This window comes from Cryptosporangium sp. NPDC048952, from assembly GCF_043197895.1.
Taxonomy (GTDB): domain Bacteria; phylum Actinomycetota; class Actinomycetes; order Mycobacteriales; family Cryptosporangiaceae; genus Cryptosporangium.
This window is the reverse complement of the sequence record NZ_JBICTY010000001.1, coordinates 1,254,445-1,269,915: the sequence shown is the minus strand read 5'-3', so window position 1 is coordinate 1,269,915 and position 15,471 is coordinate 1,254,445. Positions and strand designations below refer to the sequence as shown.

Below are 15,471 nucleotides of genomic sequence, written 5' to 3'. Positions count from 1 at the left end.
CCGCCTGGTGAGGCGGTCCCCAGCCGGGCAGCCAGCCGCTCGCAGAACGGTCAGGCGGCGCGCTTGCCGTCCACCGCGGCGCGGCCGATGTCGGGGAAGTCGGTGAAGAAGCCGTCGATCTTCTGCGCGAGCAGCAGCTCGAGCCAGCCTTCGACGTCACCGTGGGCGTTCGGGTCGGTGCCGTCCTGGAACGCGGCCGGCAGGAACTGGTTCTCGGCCCGGACGGTCCACACGTGGACGATCAAGCCCTGCTTGTGCGCGTCGGCGACCACGGTGGTCGGCTTCCCGCTCGCGGGGATCACCAGGGCGGTGTTCAGCCCGACGCCGTCCGCGTAGGTGCTGATGTCCTTCAGCCCGGCCGGGGAGACCAGGTCCTGGGGCGTACGCGGGTCGTCGGCCGGCTTGGCGGTCGCGTCGACGAGCTGCGCCAGCGGGACGTCGATCATTTTGTTGAGCTCGCGGAGGTTGCCGACCTCGAACGACTGGATGATCACCTTCCGCGGATGCGCCCGCTTGAGGATCTTCACCAGCGGCTCCTCGAGCGGCAGGCCGATCGAGCGGAAGTAGCTGGGGTGCTTGGTCTCCGGGTAGATCCCGACCGTGCGGTGCTGACGCTTCACCAGCGCGATTACTTCCTGCAGCGTCGGGATCTCGAACTTGCCGTCGTAGGCGGTGTTGTCCGGGCGCACGGCGGGGAGGCGCTCGATCGCGCGGAGCGTCTTGAGCTCCTTGAGCGTGAAGTCCTCGGTGAACCAGCCGGTGACCGCGGTGCCGTCGATCGTCTTCGTGGTCTTGCGGTCGGCGAACTCGGGGTGCTTCGACACGTCGGTGGTGCCGCTGATCTCGTTCTCGTGGCGCGCCACGAGTACGTGGTCCTTCGTGCTCACCAGGTCGGGCTCGACGTAGTCGGCGCCCTGCTCGATCGCGAGCTGGTAGCTGGCGAGCGTGTGCTCGGGGCGGTAGCCGCTCGCTCCGCGGTGGCCGATCACTTCCGGCGCCGCATGCTTGGCCGCCCGCGCCGGCAGGGCCGAGGCGGCCGCCGGCTGCGCAGCGGGGAACGTCGGGGCGGCCGAGGCCGTGGCCGGTGCTGCGGCGATGAAGGCGGTGACCAGGGTCAGAGCGAGTGGTAAACGGACACTCCGCATAACTCCTCCTCGAGGCGGGGCGACGTGGTTGTCGCCTCGCCCCGAGCAGCCCAGCGGAGTCAGTCAGATTTCAGTTGAAACGTGACTGAATGGGATGTGAAGGATTACTGCAGGTATGACTCGACCTCGCTGACCGGGCGCGCCGCCGCGTCGTCCTCGCTCTGGCCGAACTCGCGCTTGGCCCGGCGCTGACGCAGCAGGTCCCAGCACTGGTCGAGCTCTTCCTCGACCTGCTTGAGCCGCTCGTGCTCCTCGGCTGCGGTGAGCTCGCCCGCGGCGAGCTTCTGCCGCAACGAGTGCTCTTCCGCGACGAGCTCGTCGACCCGCCCAATGATCTGCTTCTCCGACGTCACTGAAGTCCTCCTAGAAAGCGTTGGACCCGACCGTACTGCGCCGAACACGACGAAGCCCCCGGCCCAAATAGGCCGGGGGCTTGGCTTGAACCTGGAGCCCGCCGAGGGCGACGCTGCCGATCGGGCGGCAGGACGCCGCGTATAAGTGATACTCAAGTCCTGCCGCCCGCTCGGCAGCGTCGTTCTCGGCGGGCCGCCCACTCAGGCGGCGACTACGCCTTCTGAGGCGGCTAGTTCGCGGAGCTGGTGGAGCGCCGCGTTCTCGAGCTGGCGCACCCGCTCGCGCGAGAGGCCCAGCGTGCCGGCGATCTCGGTGAGCGACTGCTGCCGACCGTCCTCGAGCCCGTAGCGGGCACGGACGATCCGGGCCGACCGCGGGTCGAGCCGCTCGATCATCTGGCCGAGCCCGTCCCGCTGGATCGCCGCGATCACGACGTCCTCCGGCGACGGCTCGTCGCCGTCAGCGACCAGGTCGGACAGCGAGGTCTCGCCGTCCTCACCGACCGGAGTGTCGAGCGACACGGTCTCCCGCGCCCAGCGAATCAGCTCTTCGACACGCGACGGCTCGATGTCCAACGACTTGGCGAGCTCCGGGATCTCCGGCTCGCGTCCCAGCTCACGGGTGAGGTCACGCCGGACGTTACGCATCCGGTTGATCTCCTCCACGAGGTGGACGGGAAGCCGGACCGTACGGGCCTGCTGCGCGATGGCTCGGCTGATCGCCTGCCGGATCCACCAGGTGGCGTAGGTGGAGAACTTGTATCCGCGCTGGTAGTCGAACTTCTCCACCGCTCGGACCAAGCCGGAGTTGCCCTCCTGCACGAGGTCGAGCAGCGGCATCGCGGAGCGGGTGTAGCGCCGCGCGATCGAAACCACCAGCCGAAGGTTGGCCAGAATGAACGCGTCCTTCGCCCGGCGGCCTTCCGCCACGAGCCGGGTAAGCTCTGAACGCGTGATGTATTCGGGGAAGGTTCCTTCGTCGAGCCAGTGCTCGGCGAGGAGGCCGGCCTCGACCTGCTTCGCCAGCTCCACCTCCTGCTCGGCGTTCAGCAGCGGGGTGCGGCTGATCTCGTGCAGGTAGGTGCCGACGAGGTCGCGGTCCGGCACCGCTGAGTCGTCCACCTCAACGACCCGGGTAGTCGGCTCCACAACGTCCGTCGTCATCGTCTCCCCAATCCCTCTTTGTGCCTCACACGTACGTAACCCTCAACGGCGTTCACCCGACGGAGATTCCGGTTTCGTTGGGTGATCCGCGCAACGTCGCGCCCCAGCAGCCATCCGTCAGGGAATGCCCCCGGATCGGCCGGGTAACCTGCTCGGGTGAGCTTCTGGACGGCTCTGTGACGAACGCCTCGCCCCAAATCACGCCTGACCAGGTCAAATCTGCACTTGGCCGGTTCGCAACCGGTGTCGTGGTGCTCAGCATCCGTGACGGCAAACCTCCCGAGGGAGCACCGCCCGGCGCCTACGGTGTCGACCCCGACGAGGACTTTGACGACCCCGCCGACGATCTCGCCGCTACTCTCACAGCGTTCATGCCGGTCTCGTTGTTCCCGCCGATCGTCGCAATCGCGGTGGATCTTTCGGGTTACCTGGCCGAGGTTCTGCAGCGGCGCGGGCACTGGGGGCTCTCCGTACTGGGCTCCGGACAGGCCGCGCTCGCGGGACGGTTCTCCGCGGCCGGGCGTCCGAGTGCGCGGTTGCTGTTGGCTTCTGAAGAGCACCACCGCGGTGCGTTCACCGGAGCGCTGCTCCTCGATCGGGCCGGCGCCACGCTCGAATGCGTCACGGTCTCCGCGCAGGAGGTGGGCGATCACCTCCTGGTGACCGGCTCGGTGGTCGGCGCGTCGACCGGCGCGAAGGATCCGCTGGTCAGGTATGACCGCGCGTATCGGAACCTCACCCCGCGTGATTGAGTTGCGGGTCGCCGGGTAACTGCTGGCGCATGGAACGCAGCGACAAACACGGACCACGGCAGGACGAGGCGATGGCCCGCGAGACGCGTGCCCTCGTCCAGGGCGGTCGCTCGGGGCGGGCCGAGGAGTGGCTCGATCCGGAAGCGCCCGGTGAGGACCAGCCCGAGGCCGACTTGGCGCCCGACGCCACGCTGACCGGCGGTATCCCCGAGGGGCTCACGCCGGAGGGCGTCGCCGAACGCTCGGAACTCGCCTCCTACCTCGGGCGGGCCGTCTACCCGGCCTACCGCGACCAGATCATCGACCGCCTGGTCGAGAACAACGCCCCGACGCGTCTGGTGACGGTCGTCCGGGACCTGCCCGCCGACCAGGAGTTCGAGAACGCCGGGTCGATCGCGCAGGCCCTGGGCCTGGGCCACGAAGAGCAGCGCTTCTAGGCCCTGTTTCAAAGGTTCAGGCCCCCGGCGGGCTGCTGGCCTTTGAAACAGGGCCTAGCCACCTCCGAGGAGTACGGCCGAGTTCACCAGCGCCACGTGGCTGAACGCCTGGGGCGTGTTGCCGAGGTGGCGCTGGGCGATCGGGTCGTACTCCTCGGCCAGCAGGCCGGTGTCGCTGGCGAGGTTCACCAGCCGATCGACCAGCTCGACGGCCTCGTCCTTCCGGCCGATCAGGTAGAGCGCGTCGGCGAGCCAGAAGCTGCACGCCAGGAACGCCCCCTCCTGGCCGGGGAGCCCGTCGACCGACTCCTGTTCCGGGCGGTACCGCAGCACGAATCCGTCGGCCACCAGCTCCCGCTGGACGGCTTCGACAGTGCCGATCACCCGTGGGTCGTCCGGCGGTAGGAAGCCCAGGCGCGGAATGAGCAGCAGCGAGGCGTCCAGACCGGCGGAGCCGTAGTACTGGGTGAACGAGTTGCGGGTGCGGTCGTAGCCACGCGCGCAGACTTCGGCGTGGATGGTGTCGCGGGTCGAGCGCCAGCGGTCGACGTCACCGTCCTGGCCGAACTTCTCCGCGGTCTTCACCATCCGGTCGAACGCCACCCAGCACAGCACCTTCGAGTGCACGAAGTGCTGCCGTTCGCCGCGGACCTCCCAGAGGCCGTTGTCCGGCTCCCGCCAGGTGGTCTCCAGGTGCTTGATCAGCCGCTTCTGCAGGCTCCAGGCCTCCTCGCTCGCGGTGATGCCCGCCTCGCGGGTGAAGTGCAGGCCGTCGAGAACTTCACCGATGACGTCGAGCTGGAGCTGTTCGCTCGCCGCATTGCCGATGCGCACCGGCGCCGACTTCTCGTAGCCCTCCAGCCACGGCACGTCCCACTCGTCGATCCGGCGGCGGCCTTTGATCGAGTACATGATCTGCAGGTCGGCGGGGTCACCGGCGACCGCACGCAGCAGCCAGTCGCGCCAGGCGATCGCCTCGAGCTCGAAGCCGTTGGACACCAACGCCTGGAGCGTGAACGACGCGTCGCGCAGCCAGCAGTAGCGGTAGTCCCAGTTGCGGGGTCCGCCGATCTGCTCCGGCAGCGACGTGGTGGCCGCCGCGACGATGCCGCCGGTGGGGTCGTAGGTCAGCGCTTTGAGCGTGATCAGCGACCGCTTGACCGCGTCCGCCCAGCGCCCTTCGTACCGGCACTGCTGGATCCATCCGCGCCAGTACGCCTCGGTGTTGTTCACCTGCTCGATGGCGTCGACATCGCGGTCGTTCTGTTGCCACGACTCGCGCCAGGTGAGCACGAACGGGACGTACTCGCCGGGTGAGACCGTGAACTCGCCCACCGTCGAGAGGTTCTCGCCGTGCAGCGGAACGCTGCTGCGCAGCCATACCGCGTCCGGGCCGGCGACGGCGGCGAACTCACCGTTGATGTGCCGTACCCAGGGGACGATTCGCCCGTAGTCGAACCGCAGCCGTAGGACGCTGCGCATCGCGACCTGCCCTTCGAGCCCTTCGACGACACGGACGACGTCGACGGCGTCGTCGCGGGGCGGCATCAGGTCGATGACGCGGACCTTGCCGCCCGGGGTCTCCCAGATCGTCTCCAGGATGAGGGTGTCCTCGCGATACCTCCGGCTCGTGCAGACGGCTTCGTCGACCGGGGAGATCTGCCAGTGGCCGTTCTCCTCGTCGCCGAGCAGCTTCGCGAAGCACGCGGCGGAGTCGAAACGGGGCAGGCACAGCCAGTCGATCGAGCCGTCGGCACCGACCAGTGCCGCCGTGTGCAGGTCGCCGATGACCGCGTAGTCCTCAATTCTGCCGCTCATCCTGCAACCATGCCCTGGTTCGAGATCCGGGAAAACGGGAGCGCTCGACACGGTTGGACATCGAGGTCGATAGGCTGCCGTGCGTGACTGAGCGTTTGGTGTGGGTCGACTGCGAGATGACCGGGCTGGAACTGGGGCACGACGCCCTGATCGAGGTTGCCGCGCTCGTCACCGACTCCGACCTGAACATCCTGGGTGAGGGCGTCGACGTGGTGATCCACGCGCCCGACGCCACGCTGGACGGGATGCTGGACGTCGTGCGGGAGATGCACGCGAAGTCGGGTCTCACCGACGAGGTGCGGGCGTCGACGGTGACGCTGGCCGAGGCCGAGGAGCTGGTGCTCGCCTATGTGCGCGAGCACGTCAAGGACGCCAAGGCCGCGCCGCTCTGCGGCAACTCGATCGCCACCGACCGCGGTTTCCTCGCGCGGGACATGCCGACGCTGGACAACTACCTGCACTACCGGATGGTCGACGTCTCCTCGATCAAGGAGCTGTGCCGCCGCTGGTACCCGCGGGTGTACTTCGGGCAGCCGGCGAAGGGCCTCGCGCACCGGGCGCTCGCCGACATCAAGGAGAGCATCCGGGAGCTCCAGTACTACCGGCAGGCGATCTTCGTCGCCCCACCCGGCCCGGACGTCGAGCAGGCCCGGGCGATCGCGGCAGGGCTGCCCGACCTGAAGTGACGTACATCCGATCCCGAGGTCGAGGGTGGCCACACGGGACCGCTATGATGAGTGAGCCGCGCGGGTAGGAAACGCGCGCATGGTGGCTGTAGCTCAGTTGGCAGAGCACCGGGTTGTGGTCCCGGGTGTCGTGGGTTCAAATCCCATCAGTCACCCCGATGCAAAAGGGCCGGTCCTTTCGGACCGGCCCTTTGCGTGTCACTTGATCGCGCTACCGGCCTTGTACTGCGCCCAGGTCATTTCCCAGTCGGTCCAGCCGTTGCCTTTTTGCACGTGGGCCTCGGTGCCGACGACCTCGATCGGGTCGCCCTTGAGCGTCTGCTCGTAGAACCAGCTCGCGTTGCCCGTGGACGCATTGACACATCCGTGCGAGACGTTCGTGCTGCCCTGTGAGCCCACCGACCACGGCGCCGCGTGCACGAACTCACCGCCCCAGGTGAAACGCACGTCGTAGTACACCTTCTGCCGGTAACCGCCGGGTGAATCCGCCGGGAGGCCGAACGTGCCGGAGTCGAACGTCTTCTCGTACGCCTTCTCCATCGCGACCATCTTGCCGGACGACGTCGGCGTGCTCCGCTTGCCGAGGCTGATCGGAAACTTCCGGATCAGCTTGCCGTCCTTGTAGACGTACATCGTCTTGTCTTTGTTGACGACCTTGCTGGTGACCGCGCGACCGACGGTGAACGTCGCGAACCGGTCGCGCTTGCCGTAGTTGCCCTTGCCCATCGGCAGGCCACCGATCGCGAGCCGGACGCTCACCTTCGTTCCGGTGGGCCAGTACGCGCGCGGGCGGTAGTGGATCTCGCTGGCGCCGAACCAGTGCCAGGAGCCTTCGACGGCGGGGGTGCTGGTGACGAACAACCTGCGTTCCACCGCTGCGCGTTGCGACTTCGGGATGCTGTTCGTGAACTCGACGACGATCGGCAGGCCGATGCCCACCGTGTCACCGTCGTTCACGTAGAGATCCGCGCCGGTGATGGAACCAGGCTTGCCCATCGTCGAGAAAGTGCTCTTGGTAGTGGCTTTTCGGCCGTTTTGGGAGGCCGTGGCCGTGAGTTTGTACGTGGTGCTGTAGGCGAGCTGTTTCGCGGGGACCCACGTTTTCTTGTCGCTCGCGACGTTGCCGGGGACCGGTTTGCCGTCGGGGCCGGTGAGCGAGACGGTCTCCAACGTGCCGTTCGTGGCGAACGTGAGCACGGAACTGGTGAGCACCTTCGTGGCCTTGTTCGCCGGCTTCGAGAGCGTCAGCGTGGTCGCGGGCTTCGGCGGGCTCTTGATCGCGTTCGCCGCCGGGCTGAACTTGCCGGTGGCCACTTCCTGCCCGGTGCTGCACGCCGCCAGCAGGCCAAGCGCGAGGACCGCGACGCCGACCTGCTTGACCCTCGATGTGCGGACTGCCCGCATCGTCACCCCGCTCATCGTCGTGCTGTACACCTACACAACACTGTGAATCACCTGTACATGATGTTGTCAACCCCTACGAGCGGGTGAAGCCTTTGGTTCAGGGCCGGGGGTGCTTACCGATTTCGAGCCTGGCGCAGCGGGCTGCTATCGTTGTGTCGTCGCCCGGGGTGGTCAACCTTCCCGGGGCTGACGGGCGCCAATAGCTCAATAGGCAGAGCAGCTGACTCTTAATCAGCGGGTTCGGGGTTCAAGTCCCTGTTGGCGCACTCTTCTTCCGCACATCGGGCGCGAGGCGAAATTGGCCTCGCGCCCTTTTTGTGAAGTCGTTACTTTACCGTCCGGTCGGTATGGTTACTGGGGTGAAGACTCGACCCTCACAGCGCGAGGCGGCGCTGGACAGCGCGCTCGGAGTCCTCCGGGACGGCGGGGCGGTGTCGCTCGAGTCCGCCGCTCGGGCCGCGGGCCTGAGCAAACCCGGGCTGATGTACCACTTCCCCACCAAGGAAGCACTCGTCGCCGGGATGATCGACCACCTCATCGACGGCCACGAACAGCAGCTCATCGCGCTCCTGCCCGGCGGTGCGGTAGGGCCGACCGAGCGGCTCGTCGCATACCTGCGGTGGTCGCTCAACTCCGACCACGACGCCGCCGACCTCGTCATGCTCAGCGATCCCAAGCTGCGCGAGCGAATGATCGTCCGCTGGGCCGAGCGGCTCCGCGTCTGGATCGACGTGCCACGCGACCTCCCCGCCGAACAGCGCGCCCGCCTGCATGCGATCCGCTTCATCGCCGACGGCTGCTGGTTCGCCGACGCCACCGACGTCCTCCCGCTGGACGCCGACGAGCGACCCGCCGTACTAGCCGCAGCGCTCGAGCTCCTATGACGAAGTGGCTGTTACTCGGTGGGGCTATCGCCAGCGAGGTCACCGCGACGATGGCCCTGAAGGCTGCCCTGGACCACCCGGTGTTGTACGTCGTAGTCGTCACCGGTTACCTGGCGTCGTTGGTGCTGCTGGCGGCCGTCCTCCGTCGAGGGGTGGGGCTCGGGGTCGCGTACGGCATCTGGGGTGCGCTCGGCGTCGTGTGCACAGCGATCCTGTCCGCGCTCATCTACGGCGAGCCGCTGACCCTTCTGATGGGCCTGGGCATCGCGGTGATCATCGCCGGCGTGCTCCTCGTCGAACTGGGCTCGCAGGCGGCACGCACGAAGCACGAGGGCTGACATGCAGTACGTACTCCTCGCCGCGGCGATCGTGTCGGAGCTCGGCGGTACGCTCGCGCTGCGGATGGCGTCGGTGGGTCGGCGGGCGTGGTACGTCGCCGTGGTCGCCGGCTACGTCGGCGCGTTCGCGGGGTTGTCGCTGGCGCTCGATCGCGGCCTCCACCTCAGCGTCGGCTACGGCATCTGGACCGCCAGCGGTGTCGCGCTGGCTGCCGTCGCCTCGAGAATCCTGTTCAAGGAGCCGCTCACGAAGGTGATGCTCGGCGGCATCGCGCTCATCGCGACCGGCGTACTCCTGGTCGAGCTCGGCGCGACCTAACGGGCGGCGACGGCCGCGCCGGTGGAGTCGGGCGACTCGTGCAGCTCCACCGAAACGATCGTCTGCCCCTCGGGCACGTCGAAGACGAGCACTCCGCTGACCTCCGCACCCGGCACGAGGTCGCGGAGGAACGTCTCGCCGTTCTGGTTGGCGTACAGGCTCGCGGTGGTGTCCGCAGGGTGGCGCTCACCGGCGCCGTCGACCGCCCACTGGTAGGACGCGTCGAACGTCCGCGGTTCGCTCCCGACGTTCGTAGCCTCGACCGTCACCAGACAGAACTGCCCCTCGGCGGTCGGCCCGCCGTCACCGGTGGTGCTCCGCCCACATTCAATGCTGTTGATGACGTATTGGAGCGCGCCGTCCGTGACCGGCTGCCCCGCCGCAGCGGTTGCGGTGGGCTTGAACGGACGCTCGACAGCGACGGGGGAAGCGTCGGTGTCCCGGCCGTCGGCGTCGCCGACGACGTACCAGGTGGTCGCGGCGGCGCCGAGGAGGAGGGCGGCGGCGATGCCGAGCACTTTGCCGGGGCGAGCTTTAGCCGCCCCGGGCGCCCGCGCCGCACTCCCCGGCCGCGTCACCGCGCTCGGGGGTCGCGCCGAGCCGTTAGCAAGCCCACTCCCCACATCCACCGCCCGCCCCGGGCCGCTCATCCCGTTCGCCGGCCGCGCCGGGCCGCTCACCGTGTTCGCTGGAGGCACTGAGGCGCGTACCGGGCGCGCCGGGCCGCTCACCGTGTTCGCTGGCCGTGTGTAGCCAGTGGCCGCATCTACCGGCTGCGCCGGGCCGTTCATTGCGTTCGCTAGGCGCTCCGGGGGGCTCACCGTATTCGCTAAGCGCTCCGGGGGGCTCACCGTGTTCGCTAGGCGCTCCGGGGTGCTTCCCGGGCGCGGTGAGCCGCTCGTGGGCGCCGAGGGGAGCGCTGGGGCGTCGAAGCGCGCTATCGGCTGCGCGGGAACGTCCATCGACCGCACCCGGGCACTTCCCGAGGCCGCCAGGCCGCTCATCGGCGCCGGAAGTGGCGCTACGTCAAAGCGCGCCAGCGGCCGTCCCTGGCCGTCATCGGGAGCTATCGGCCGCTCGGAAGCGTCGGAGCGGTCATGTGGTCTCGAGTGATCCGAACTCCCAGCAGGCCACTCCGGGCCACCCGGATGCACGGCAGGCAGCGGCAGATGCGATCCGCCGGCAGGCAGGGACCCCTCCACCCACCCTGCCGGCGCTCCGCCTACCTCCACCCGCCCCGTGGGCGCACCAGCGCTCCACGAAACAGGTCCAACAATCTCCGCCCGCGCGACGTCCTCGCCCGGACGCGGCCCAGCAGGCAAAGCCACCACGCCGCGAGCACCCGGCACCGCTACGCGCCCAACCAAGCCCGAGGGCCTATCCCGATCGACTCCCGCGCTGCCGTGGGCCGCGCTGCCGTGGGCCGCGCTGCCGTGGCCCGCGCTGCCGTGGCCCGCGCTGTCGTGGGCCGCACTGTCGTGGGCCGCACTGTCGTGGCCCGCGCTGTCGTGGCCCGCGCTGTCGTGGCCCGCACGCCCGGTCCCGCCGGAGCGGTCGCCGTCGTCATCGCGGTCGTAGCTATCGCGGTAACGATCGCCCAAGTCGAACCCGCTCGGGTCGCGATCGTCGCCGGCACCACCAGAGGCGAATCCATCGCGGGCGTGCCCACTCCACTCACGGTCGCCCCGATAGCGGCCGCCGAGCTCAAGTCCGCCTAACCCGGGATCACCACAACCGTCCTCATAGGCGTATTCCTCACCACCGCGCCCGCCACGGAATTGGTCGCGGAAGTCGTAATCGTGACCGTCCTGGTGACCGGCGTCGTGATCGCGGGCATCCCAGCCACGACCGTCGTGGCCGCCTACATCATGGCCGCGTACGTCGTGGTCGTAGTCATCGCGGTCGCTGGCGTCGCGGTCGCTGGCGCCCCGGTCGCCGGCGTCCCGGCCGCTGTCCCCGAGGAGGGCATACCTCCCGCGACCGCCCCCATCGGCGTCGTAGTCATCGCCACCGCGGCCATCGAACTCGAACCCATCCGCGCCGCGGCCATAACCACTGCGACCTCGCCCACCGCCGTAGACATCGCGAACGCGGTCGCCACGGCCGTCACGCGCGTCCGCGTGCCAATCGCGGTCGCCGCCGCCATCGCGGTCGCCGTAGCGGCCATGGCCACCGCGACCGCTGCGGCTGTCGTGGCCACGACCGTCGTAGACACCACGGTCAGCACCGTCGAAGCCGACGCGGTCACCACCGTCGCGGTCACGGCCGTCATAGACATCCCGGTCACGACCATCGAAGCCGGCGCGCTCACGACCCGCGTAGACATCCTGGTCATGATCGTCGTAGCCGCCGTGGTCACGGCCATCGTGGTCGTCCCGGTCACGGCTGTTATAGGCATGCCGGTCATGACCGTTGTTGGCATTCCGATCGTGGCTGCCATGGCCGTCGCGGTCACGATCGTCGTAGGAATTTTGGTCAAGGCCGTCGAGCCCGTCGCGGTCACGGCCGTCGCGGTCACGGCCGTCATGGCCGCCGTCGTCGCGGCCGTCATGGACGCCGTGGTCATGGCCGTCATGATCATGGCCGTCATAGCCGCCGTAGGCGCGGCCGTCATGGCCGCCGCGGTCACGGCCGACGAGGGCGCGGCCGTCGTAGCCGTCGCGGTTGCGGGCGTCGTGGGCGCGGCCGCCGTGGGCGTCGTGGGCGCGGCCGGCGTGGGGATTGCGGTTGTGGCGGCCTAGGTCGTGTCTAGGGCGCTCGTGAGAGCTTTCGTCGCGGGCCGGCGCGTCCTCGGCACGGTCGTCGCGGGGCGCGAAGGCTTGGTCGGAGGCGTGGAGATCGTTGCGGTCGTACCGGTCCGGGAAGAACCACTCGGCGCGAGCGGGGCCGACGTCAGCGTGGTTCGCGTCCTCGCGTGAAGACCGGCCGGGCATGCCCGGGAATCCGGGATCTCCATGGTCGATGTCGTGCTCGTCGCCGTCACGATCACACGGATCGCGCTCGGAATCGACTCGGAGAACAGCGTCCCGGCTAATTCCCTGGCGATATTGACTTCCGCCCACCCACGGCACGATTTCGCCACCGGAGCGTTCGCGGTCACCCGAGTAATCCGAACCGGCGTGCTTAGAGGCAACGTGCTCGCGAGGAATGAACCCGTCGTCGGGCCACGGAGCGTCACCATCCACCGCCCGCACCACGCGCGTCGGCTCATCGACCGGATCGAAGCTCCGCAGCGCGATCGTCTTGTCCTCGTCGGCGCGCGAATCGAGCCGCGAGGCGTGGATCCACTCAGAAGCCGGCTCGGAAGAACGCATGCTTTGACGCTAAGCACCACTCTTCGTCACAGCAGCCCCACAGAGCCGGTTTGCGTCGCCGCGGGGCGATGATCCGCCCAACGGTGCCGGGCCACCCCCGCCGAACGGGTGAGCGTGACGGTGGTGTCTCGACCACCGAAATACCCGCAGGCAACGCTACGTGATCGCGATCACATTCGCGCCTCTGACCACTCTCGACATTTAGCCTATTGTCCACAAGCGACGCCACGCACACTGCCGAACGCGTCTAGACGCCGCTGCGAATAACTCGTACTCCGCGATGTATGAGAACCGCGGGTGTCGACGGGCCAATATTCATTTCGCGCGGCCCCGTCCGCCCGGAACCGGCGGGGTCGCGCCTCGAACAATCCCCAAGCGGGGGCGGAGATATCTCCGCCCCCGTTTCGGCATTTGAGGCGACCACCCACCCGCGCCGAGCGCGGCCTCGCCACTTAGCGCGAGCCTCCCCCGCCAGGGCGTCGCGCGGGCCCGAAGCGGGGCGGTATCGACTCGACGCAGGGACGTGTTGCCCCCGTGCGCAGGACGGTGAGCTGTTGCCGCGTCCGCAGGACGGTGAGCTGCCCCCGTGCGCAGGACGGGGCGGGTCGCTCAGGAGCCGGGTGAGGCGGTTGCCGGACATGGGGTGGGGGCGGTGTTGCCCTGGCGCGGGTTGGACGGTTGCCCGGGCGGGGCGGTGTCGCCCGTGCGCGGCGGGGCGGTGTCGCCCGGTCGCGGGGGCAGGTTGGTTGCCCGTGCGCGGGGGCGGGGCGGTGTCGCCCGTGCGCAGGGCGGTCAGCGTCGTGAGGCGGGGCGAATAGCGTCATGGGCGGTCCGAATGCCGCCATGGCCCAGGGCCGCGGCGGGCCGCACGGGGGCCCGATAGTGCGGGCGCTCCGCGGCGTGTGACTCACGACGAGTTGTTGGGCTTACGACGGGTTTGTGGCCCTACGACGGGCCGTCGTAGGGCCGGGAACCCGTCGTAGGGCCGAAAACCTGATGCCGTCGGACGAGGAGCCTTGCGGCGCACGTGCGCGGACTGAAGTCCGAGTCGAGTCCAGCCACTATCCGTGGACGGACGCCGTGCTGAGGCGAGGCGCCACACGGCCTTGGCGCTTTGCGGCACGGCGCCCTGTGCAACGAAGCGCGTACGTGGTGCGGCGCTGTGCGGGCCGCGCATCCGGCGCGGTGCGGTGCTTTTCCGGCGCGGTGCCTGTTCGTTCGGCGCGGGAAGCGCGGGAAGCGCGGGAAGCGCGGGAAGCGCGGACGCGGACGCGGACGCGGAGCGGAGTGGACATGGGAATGGGGCGCACCGCCGGCTTCCCCGGCCGGCGGTGCGCCCTCAGCGACCTGAATGGGTTACCGGGATCGGTAACGCGCGGGCCGCCACAGACCGCGCGTTCCGATCGCCTCCCCGGCGGCTCCGAGCATCCCTACCCGACGTTGCCCATCCGACTCGGGCAGGGATCCGGGGAGCGCGACCTCACTCAGGCAATGGTGCAACCTGCAGCGGCGATGATCAGCTCGAGGGCGTCCTCCAGCGCCTGGTTCGCAGCGTCATCGGCGGCAGCGGCGTCGTCCGCAGCGGCGGCGTCATCTGCCGCAGCGTCGTCAGCGGCAGCAGCATCGTCGCCAGCGGCAGCGTCCGCCGCCGCAGCGTCGTCGGCAGCAGCAGCAGCAGCGTCAGCAGCGTCCGCGGCGGCAGCGTCATCGGCCGCAGCAGCGTCAGCCGCAGCGTCCGCGTCCGCAGCGTCTGCGTCCTTGCCCTTGGCGGCGTCGGCGACCTCTGCCGCAGCGTCAGCCTCGGCGCCTTCCTTCACCGCGGCGTCCTGGTACTTGTCGACGGCCAGGCCCATTCGGGCGAGCAGTCCCGTACGCTGAACTTCCAGCGGGTTGAGGATGTGCTCGGCGACGAACTTCTTGCTGCGGTGCTTGGCCTTGGCGAGTTCTTTCTCTGCCGCCGCTTCCTTCGCGGCGATCTCGTCCTTGGCCTCGTCGACAGCGTCCGCCGCCTCTTCGGGAGCGTCAGCAGCTTCGACGTCAGCAGCGTCGACGTAGTCCGCGGCAACGCCGCACTGGATCGCGCCACCGTCAGCAGCCGCAGCGTCCGCCGCAGCCGCGTCATCTGCCGCAGCCGCGTCGTCCGCAGCAGCATCTTCGGCCGCAGCAGCATCTTCGGCCGCAGCAGCGTCCTCCGCAGCCGCAGCGTCCTCCGCCGCCGCAGCGTCCTTGCCCTTCTTCCCGTGTTTGCCCTTCCCGTTGTCAGCCGCAGCCGCGTCATCCGCCGCAGCGTCGTCTGCAGCCGCAGCGTCGTCTGCAGCCGCAGCGTCATCAGCGGCAGCGGCGTCAGCCGCCGGATCGTTGGCCGGATCCGCTGTCGGAGCCTCGGAAGCATCCGCCCCCTGCACCGCGCACGTCGCCAACTCTTCCGCGTTCAGGTCCGGCCGGTCGCCCTGCCGCCCGATCGCGGTCTCGATCCGCTGGATCGTCGCCTGGCGCTTGTCCGCCAACGGGCCGAGGATCGCGTTCTGGACGAAGTTCGCACCGCCCTCACCGACCGACGACTCGAGACGCGCCTGCGCCTCGGCGATCTGCATCTCCAGCAGCACCACGTTCTGCGCTACTTCGTCCTTCGCCGCAGAGGGAACCGCGGTCAGCTCGTTCGCGACCTCCGGACAGACGATCTGGTCCGCGCTGGCGGCCGCGGGATCCGCATTCGAATCCGTGCTCGCCGCAGAAACTCCGACCATCGCCGCTGCTGTCAGCGCGATCGCGGTTCCTCCGACTGCGGCGCCGATGGCCCACCGCGACCGTCCTGCTCGTTTTCGCATTCCGCTCTCCCTATAGATGCACCCGGAAG

16 protein-coding genes and 2 tRNA genes are annotated in these 15,471 nt (G+C 69.1%); 11 read left to right on the top strand and 7 right to left on the bottom strand.

Annotated elements, in window-relative coordinates; translation table 11 throughout:
* Window positions 1-50: 50 nt before the first annotated feature.
* The 3 genes from ACGFY5_RS05985 to ACGFY5_RS05975 all read right to left on the bottom strand — a co-directional run bounded on the left by ACGFY5_RS05985 (window position 51) and on the right by ACGFY5_RS05975 (window position 2,662).
* Complete coding sequence (locus ACGFY5_RS05985) at window positions 51-1,145, bottom strand: glycerophosphodiester phosphodiesterase (protein ID WP_392717794.1); 1,095 nt, start codon at window positions 1,143-1,145, stop codon at window positions 51-53.
* Window positions 1,146-1,249: 104 nt separating this feature from the next.
* Window positions 1,250-1,498: a DUF2630 family protein gene (locus ACGFY5_RS05980; protein ID WP_392717792.1), complete on the bottom strand. Its 249-nt coding sequence runs from the start codon at window positions 1,496-1,498 to the stop codon at window positions 1,250-1,252.
* Window positions 1,499-1,699: 201 nt separating this feature from the next.
* On the bottom strand, window positions 1,700-2,662 hold the full coding sequence (locus ACGFY5_RS05975; RefSeq protein WP_392717790.1) for an RNA polymerase sigma factor RpoD/SigA: 963 nt from the start codon (window positions 2,660-2,662) through the stop codon (window positions 1,700-1,702).
* 176 nt (window positions 2,663-2,838) lie between these two features.
* Here ACGFY5_RS05975 and ACGFY5_RS05970 point away from each other — a divergent pair, with 176 nt between their 5' ends.
* Both ACGFY5_RS05970 and ACGFY5_RS05965 read left to right on the top strand, forming a co-directional pair.
* Window positions 2,839-3,414 carry a flavin reductase family protein gene (locus ACGFY5_RS05970; protein WP_392717788.1) on the top strand — a complete coding sequence of 192 codons (576 nt, stop codon included), beginning with the start codon at window positions 2,839-2,841 and terminating at the stop codon, window positions 3,412-3,414.
* Between the two features lie 29 nt (window positions 3,415-3,443).
* The gene (locus ACGFY5_RS05965; RefSeq protein ID WP_392717786.1) at window positions 3,444-3,851 is read left to right on the top strand and encodes a DUF2795 domain-containing protein; all 408 of its coding nucleotides are present in this window, start codon (window positions 3,444-3,446) and stop codon (window positions 3,849-3,851) included.
* Window positions 3,852-3,905: 54 nt separating this feature from the next.
* Here ACGFY5_RS05965 and ACGFY5_RS05960 read toward each other — a convergent pair whose 3' ends face one another.
* A complete protein-coding gene (locus ACGFY5_RS05960; RefSeq protein WP_392717784.1) occupies window positions 3,906-5,669 on the bottom strand; it encodes a glycoside hydrolase family 15 protein in 1,764 nt (587 codons plus the stop codon).
* Between the two features lie 83 nt (window positions 5,670-5,752).
* On the opposite strand from ACGFY5_RS05960, the gene orn reads away from it, so the two are divergent.
* Both orn and ACGFY5_RS05950 read left to right on the top strand, forming a co-directional pair.
* Window positions 5,753-6,355, top strand: a complete 603-nt coding sequence (orn, locus tag ACGFY5_RS05955; RefSeq protein WP_392717782.1) for an oligoribonuclease — start codon at window positions 5,753-5,755, stop codon at window positions 6,353-6,355.
* A gap of 82 nt (window positions 6,356-6,437) precedes the next feature.
* Window positions 6,438-6,510 (top strand) — tRNA-His (locus ACGFY5_RS05950).
* Between the two features lie 43 nt (window positions 6,511-6,553).
* Here the strand turns inward: ACGFY5_RS05950 and ACGFY5_RS05945 are convergent.
* Window positions 6,554-7,774: an Ig-like domain-containing protein gene (locus tag ACGFY5_RS05945; protein ID WP_392717780.1), complete on the bottom strand. Its 1,221-nt coding sequence runs from the start codon at window positions 7,772-7,774 to the stop codon at window positions 6,554-6,556.
* A 178-nt stretch (window positions 7,775-7,952) separates the two neighbouring features.
* Here ACGFY5_RS05945 and ACGFY5_RS05940 point away from each other — a divergent pair.
* The 4 genes from ACGFY5_RS05940 (at window position 7,953) to ACGFY5_RS05925 (ending at window position 9,300) form a co-directional block, all read left to right on the top strand.
* A tRNA-Lys gene (locus ACGFY5_RS05940) sits at window positions 7,953-8,025 on the top strand.
* A gap of 93 nt (window positions 8,026-8,118) precedes the next feature.
* Complete coding sequence (locus ACGFY5_RS05935) at window positions 8,119-8,643, top strand: TetR/AcrR family transcriptional regulator (RefSeq protein ID WP_392717778.1); 525 nt, start codon at window positions 8,119-8,121, stop codon at window positions 8,641-8,643.
* Complete coding sequence (locus ACGFY5_RS05930; RefSeq protein WP_392717776.1) at window positions 8,640-8,981, top strand: DMT family transporter; 342 nt, start codon at window positions 8,640-8,642, stop codon at window positions 8,979-8,981. The genes ACGFY5_RS05935 and ACGFY5_RS05930 overlap by 4 nt, the downstream gene beginning before the upstream one ends.
* A gap of 1 nt (window position 8,982) precedes the next feature.
* The gene (locus ACGFY5_RS05925; protein WP_392717774.1) at window positions 8,983-9,300 is read left to right on the top strand and encodes a DMT family transporter; all 318 of its coding nucleotides are present in this window, start codon (window positions 8,983-8,985) and stop codon (window positions 9,298-9,300) included.
* Here the strand turns inward: ACGFY5_RS05925 and ACGFY5_RS05920 are convergent.
* Window positions 9,297-9,818 carry a DUF4352 domain-containing protein gene (locus ACGFY5_RS05920; protein WP_392717771.1) on the bottom strand — a complete coding sequence of 174 codons (522 nt, stop codon included), beginning with the start codon at window positions 9,816-9,818 and terminating at the stop codon, window positions 9,297-9,299. The two genes, ACGFY5_RS05925 and ACGFY5_RS05920, sit on opposite strands and share 4 nt — an antisense overlap.
* A gap of 885 nt (window positions 9,819-10,703) precedes the next feature.
* Here ACGFY5_RS05920 and ACGFY5_RS05915 point away from each other — a divergent pair.
* The 3 genes from ACGFY5_RS05915 to ACGFY5_RS05905 all read left to right on the top strand — a co-directional run bounded on the left by ACGFY5_RS05915 (window position 10,704) and on the right by ACGFY5_RS05905 (window position 12,218).
* Complete coding sequence (locus ACGFY5_RS05915; RefSeq protein WP_392717769.1) at window positions 10,704-11,018, top strand: hypothetical protein; 315 nt, start codon at window positions 10,704-10,706, stop codon at window positions 11,016-11,018.
* A gap of 81 nt (window positions 11,019-11,099) precedes the next feature.
* The gene (locus tag ACGFY5_RS05910) at window positions 11,100-12,041 is read left to right on the top strand and encodes a hypothetical protein (protein WP_392717767.1); all 942 of its coding nucleotides are present in this window, start codon (window positions 11,100-11,102) and stop codon (window positions 12,039-12,041) included.
* Window positions 12,042-12,059: 18 nt separating this feature from the next.
* Window positions 12,060-12,218 carry a hypothetical protein gene (locus ACGFY5_RS05905; protein WP_392717765.1) on the top strand — a complete coding sequence of 53 codons (159 nt, stop codon included), beginning with the start codon at window positions 12,060-12,062 and terminating at the stop codon, window positions 12,216-12,218.
* A gap of 1,880 nt (window positions 12,219-14,098) precedes the next feature.
* On the opposite strand, the gene ACGFY5_RS05900 is transcribed toward ACGFY5_RS05905, so the two are convergent.
* The gene (locus tag ACGFY5_RS05900) at window positions 14,099-15,442 is read right to left on the bottom strand and encodes a hypothetical protein (protein WP_392717763.1); all 1,344 of its coding nucleotides are present in this window, start codon (window positions 15,440-15,442) and stop codon (window positions 14,099-14,101) included.
* Between the last annotated feature and the right edge of the window lie 29 nt (window positions 15,443-15,471).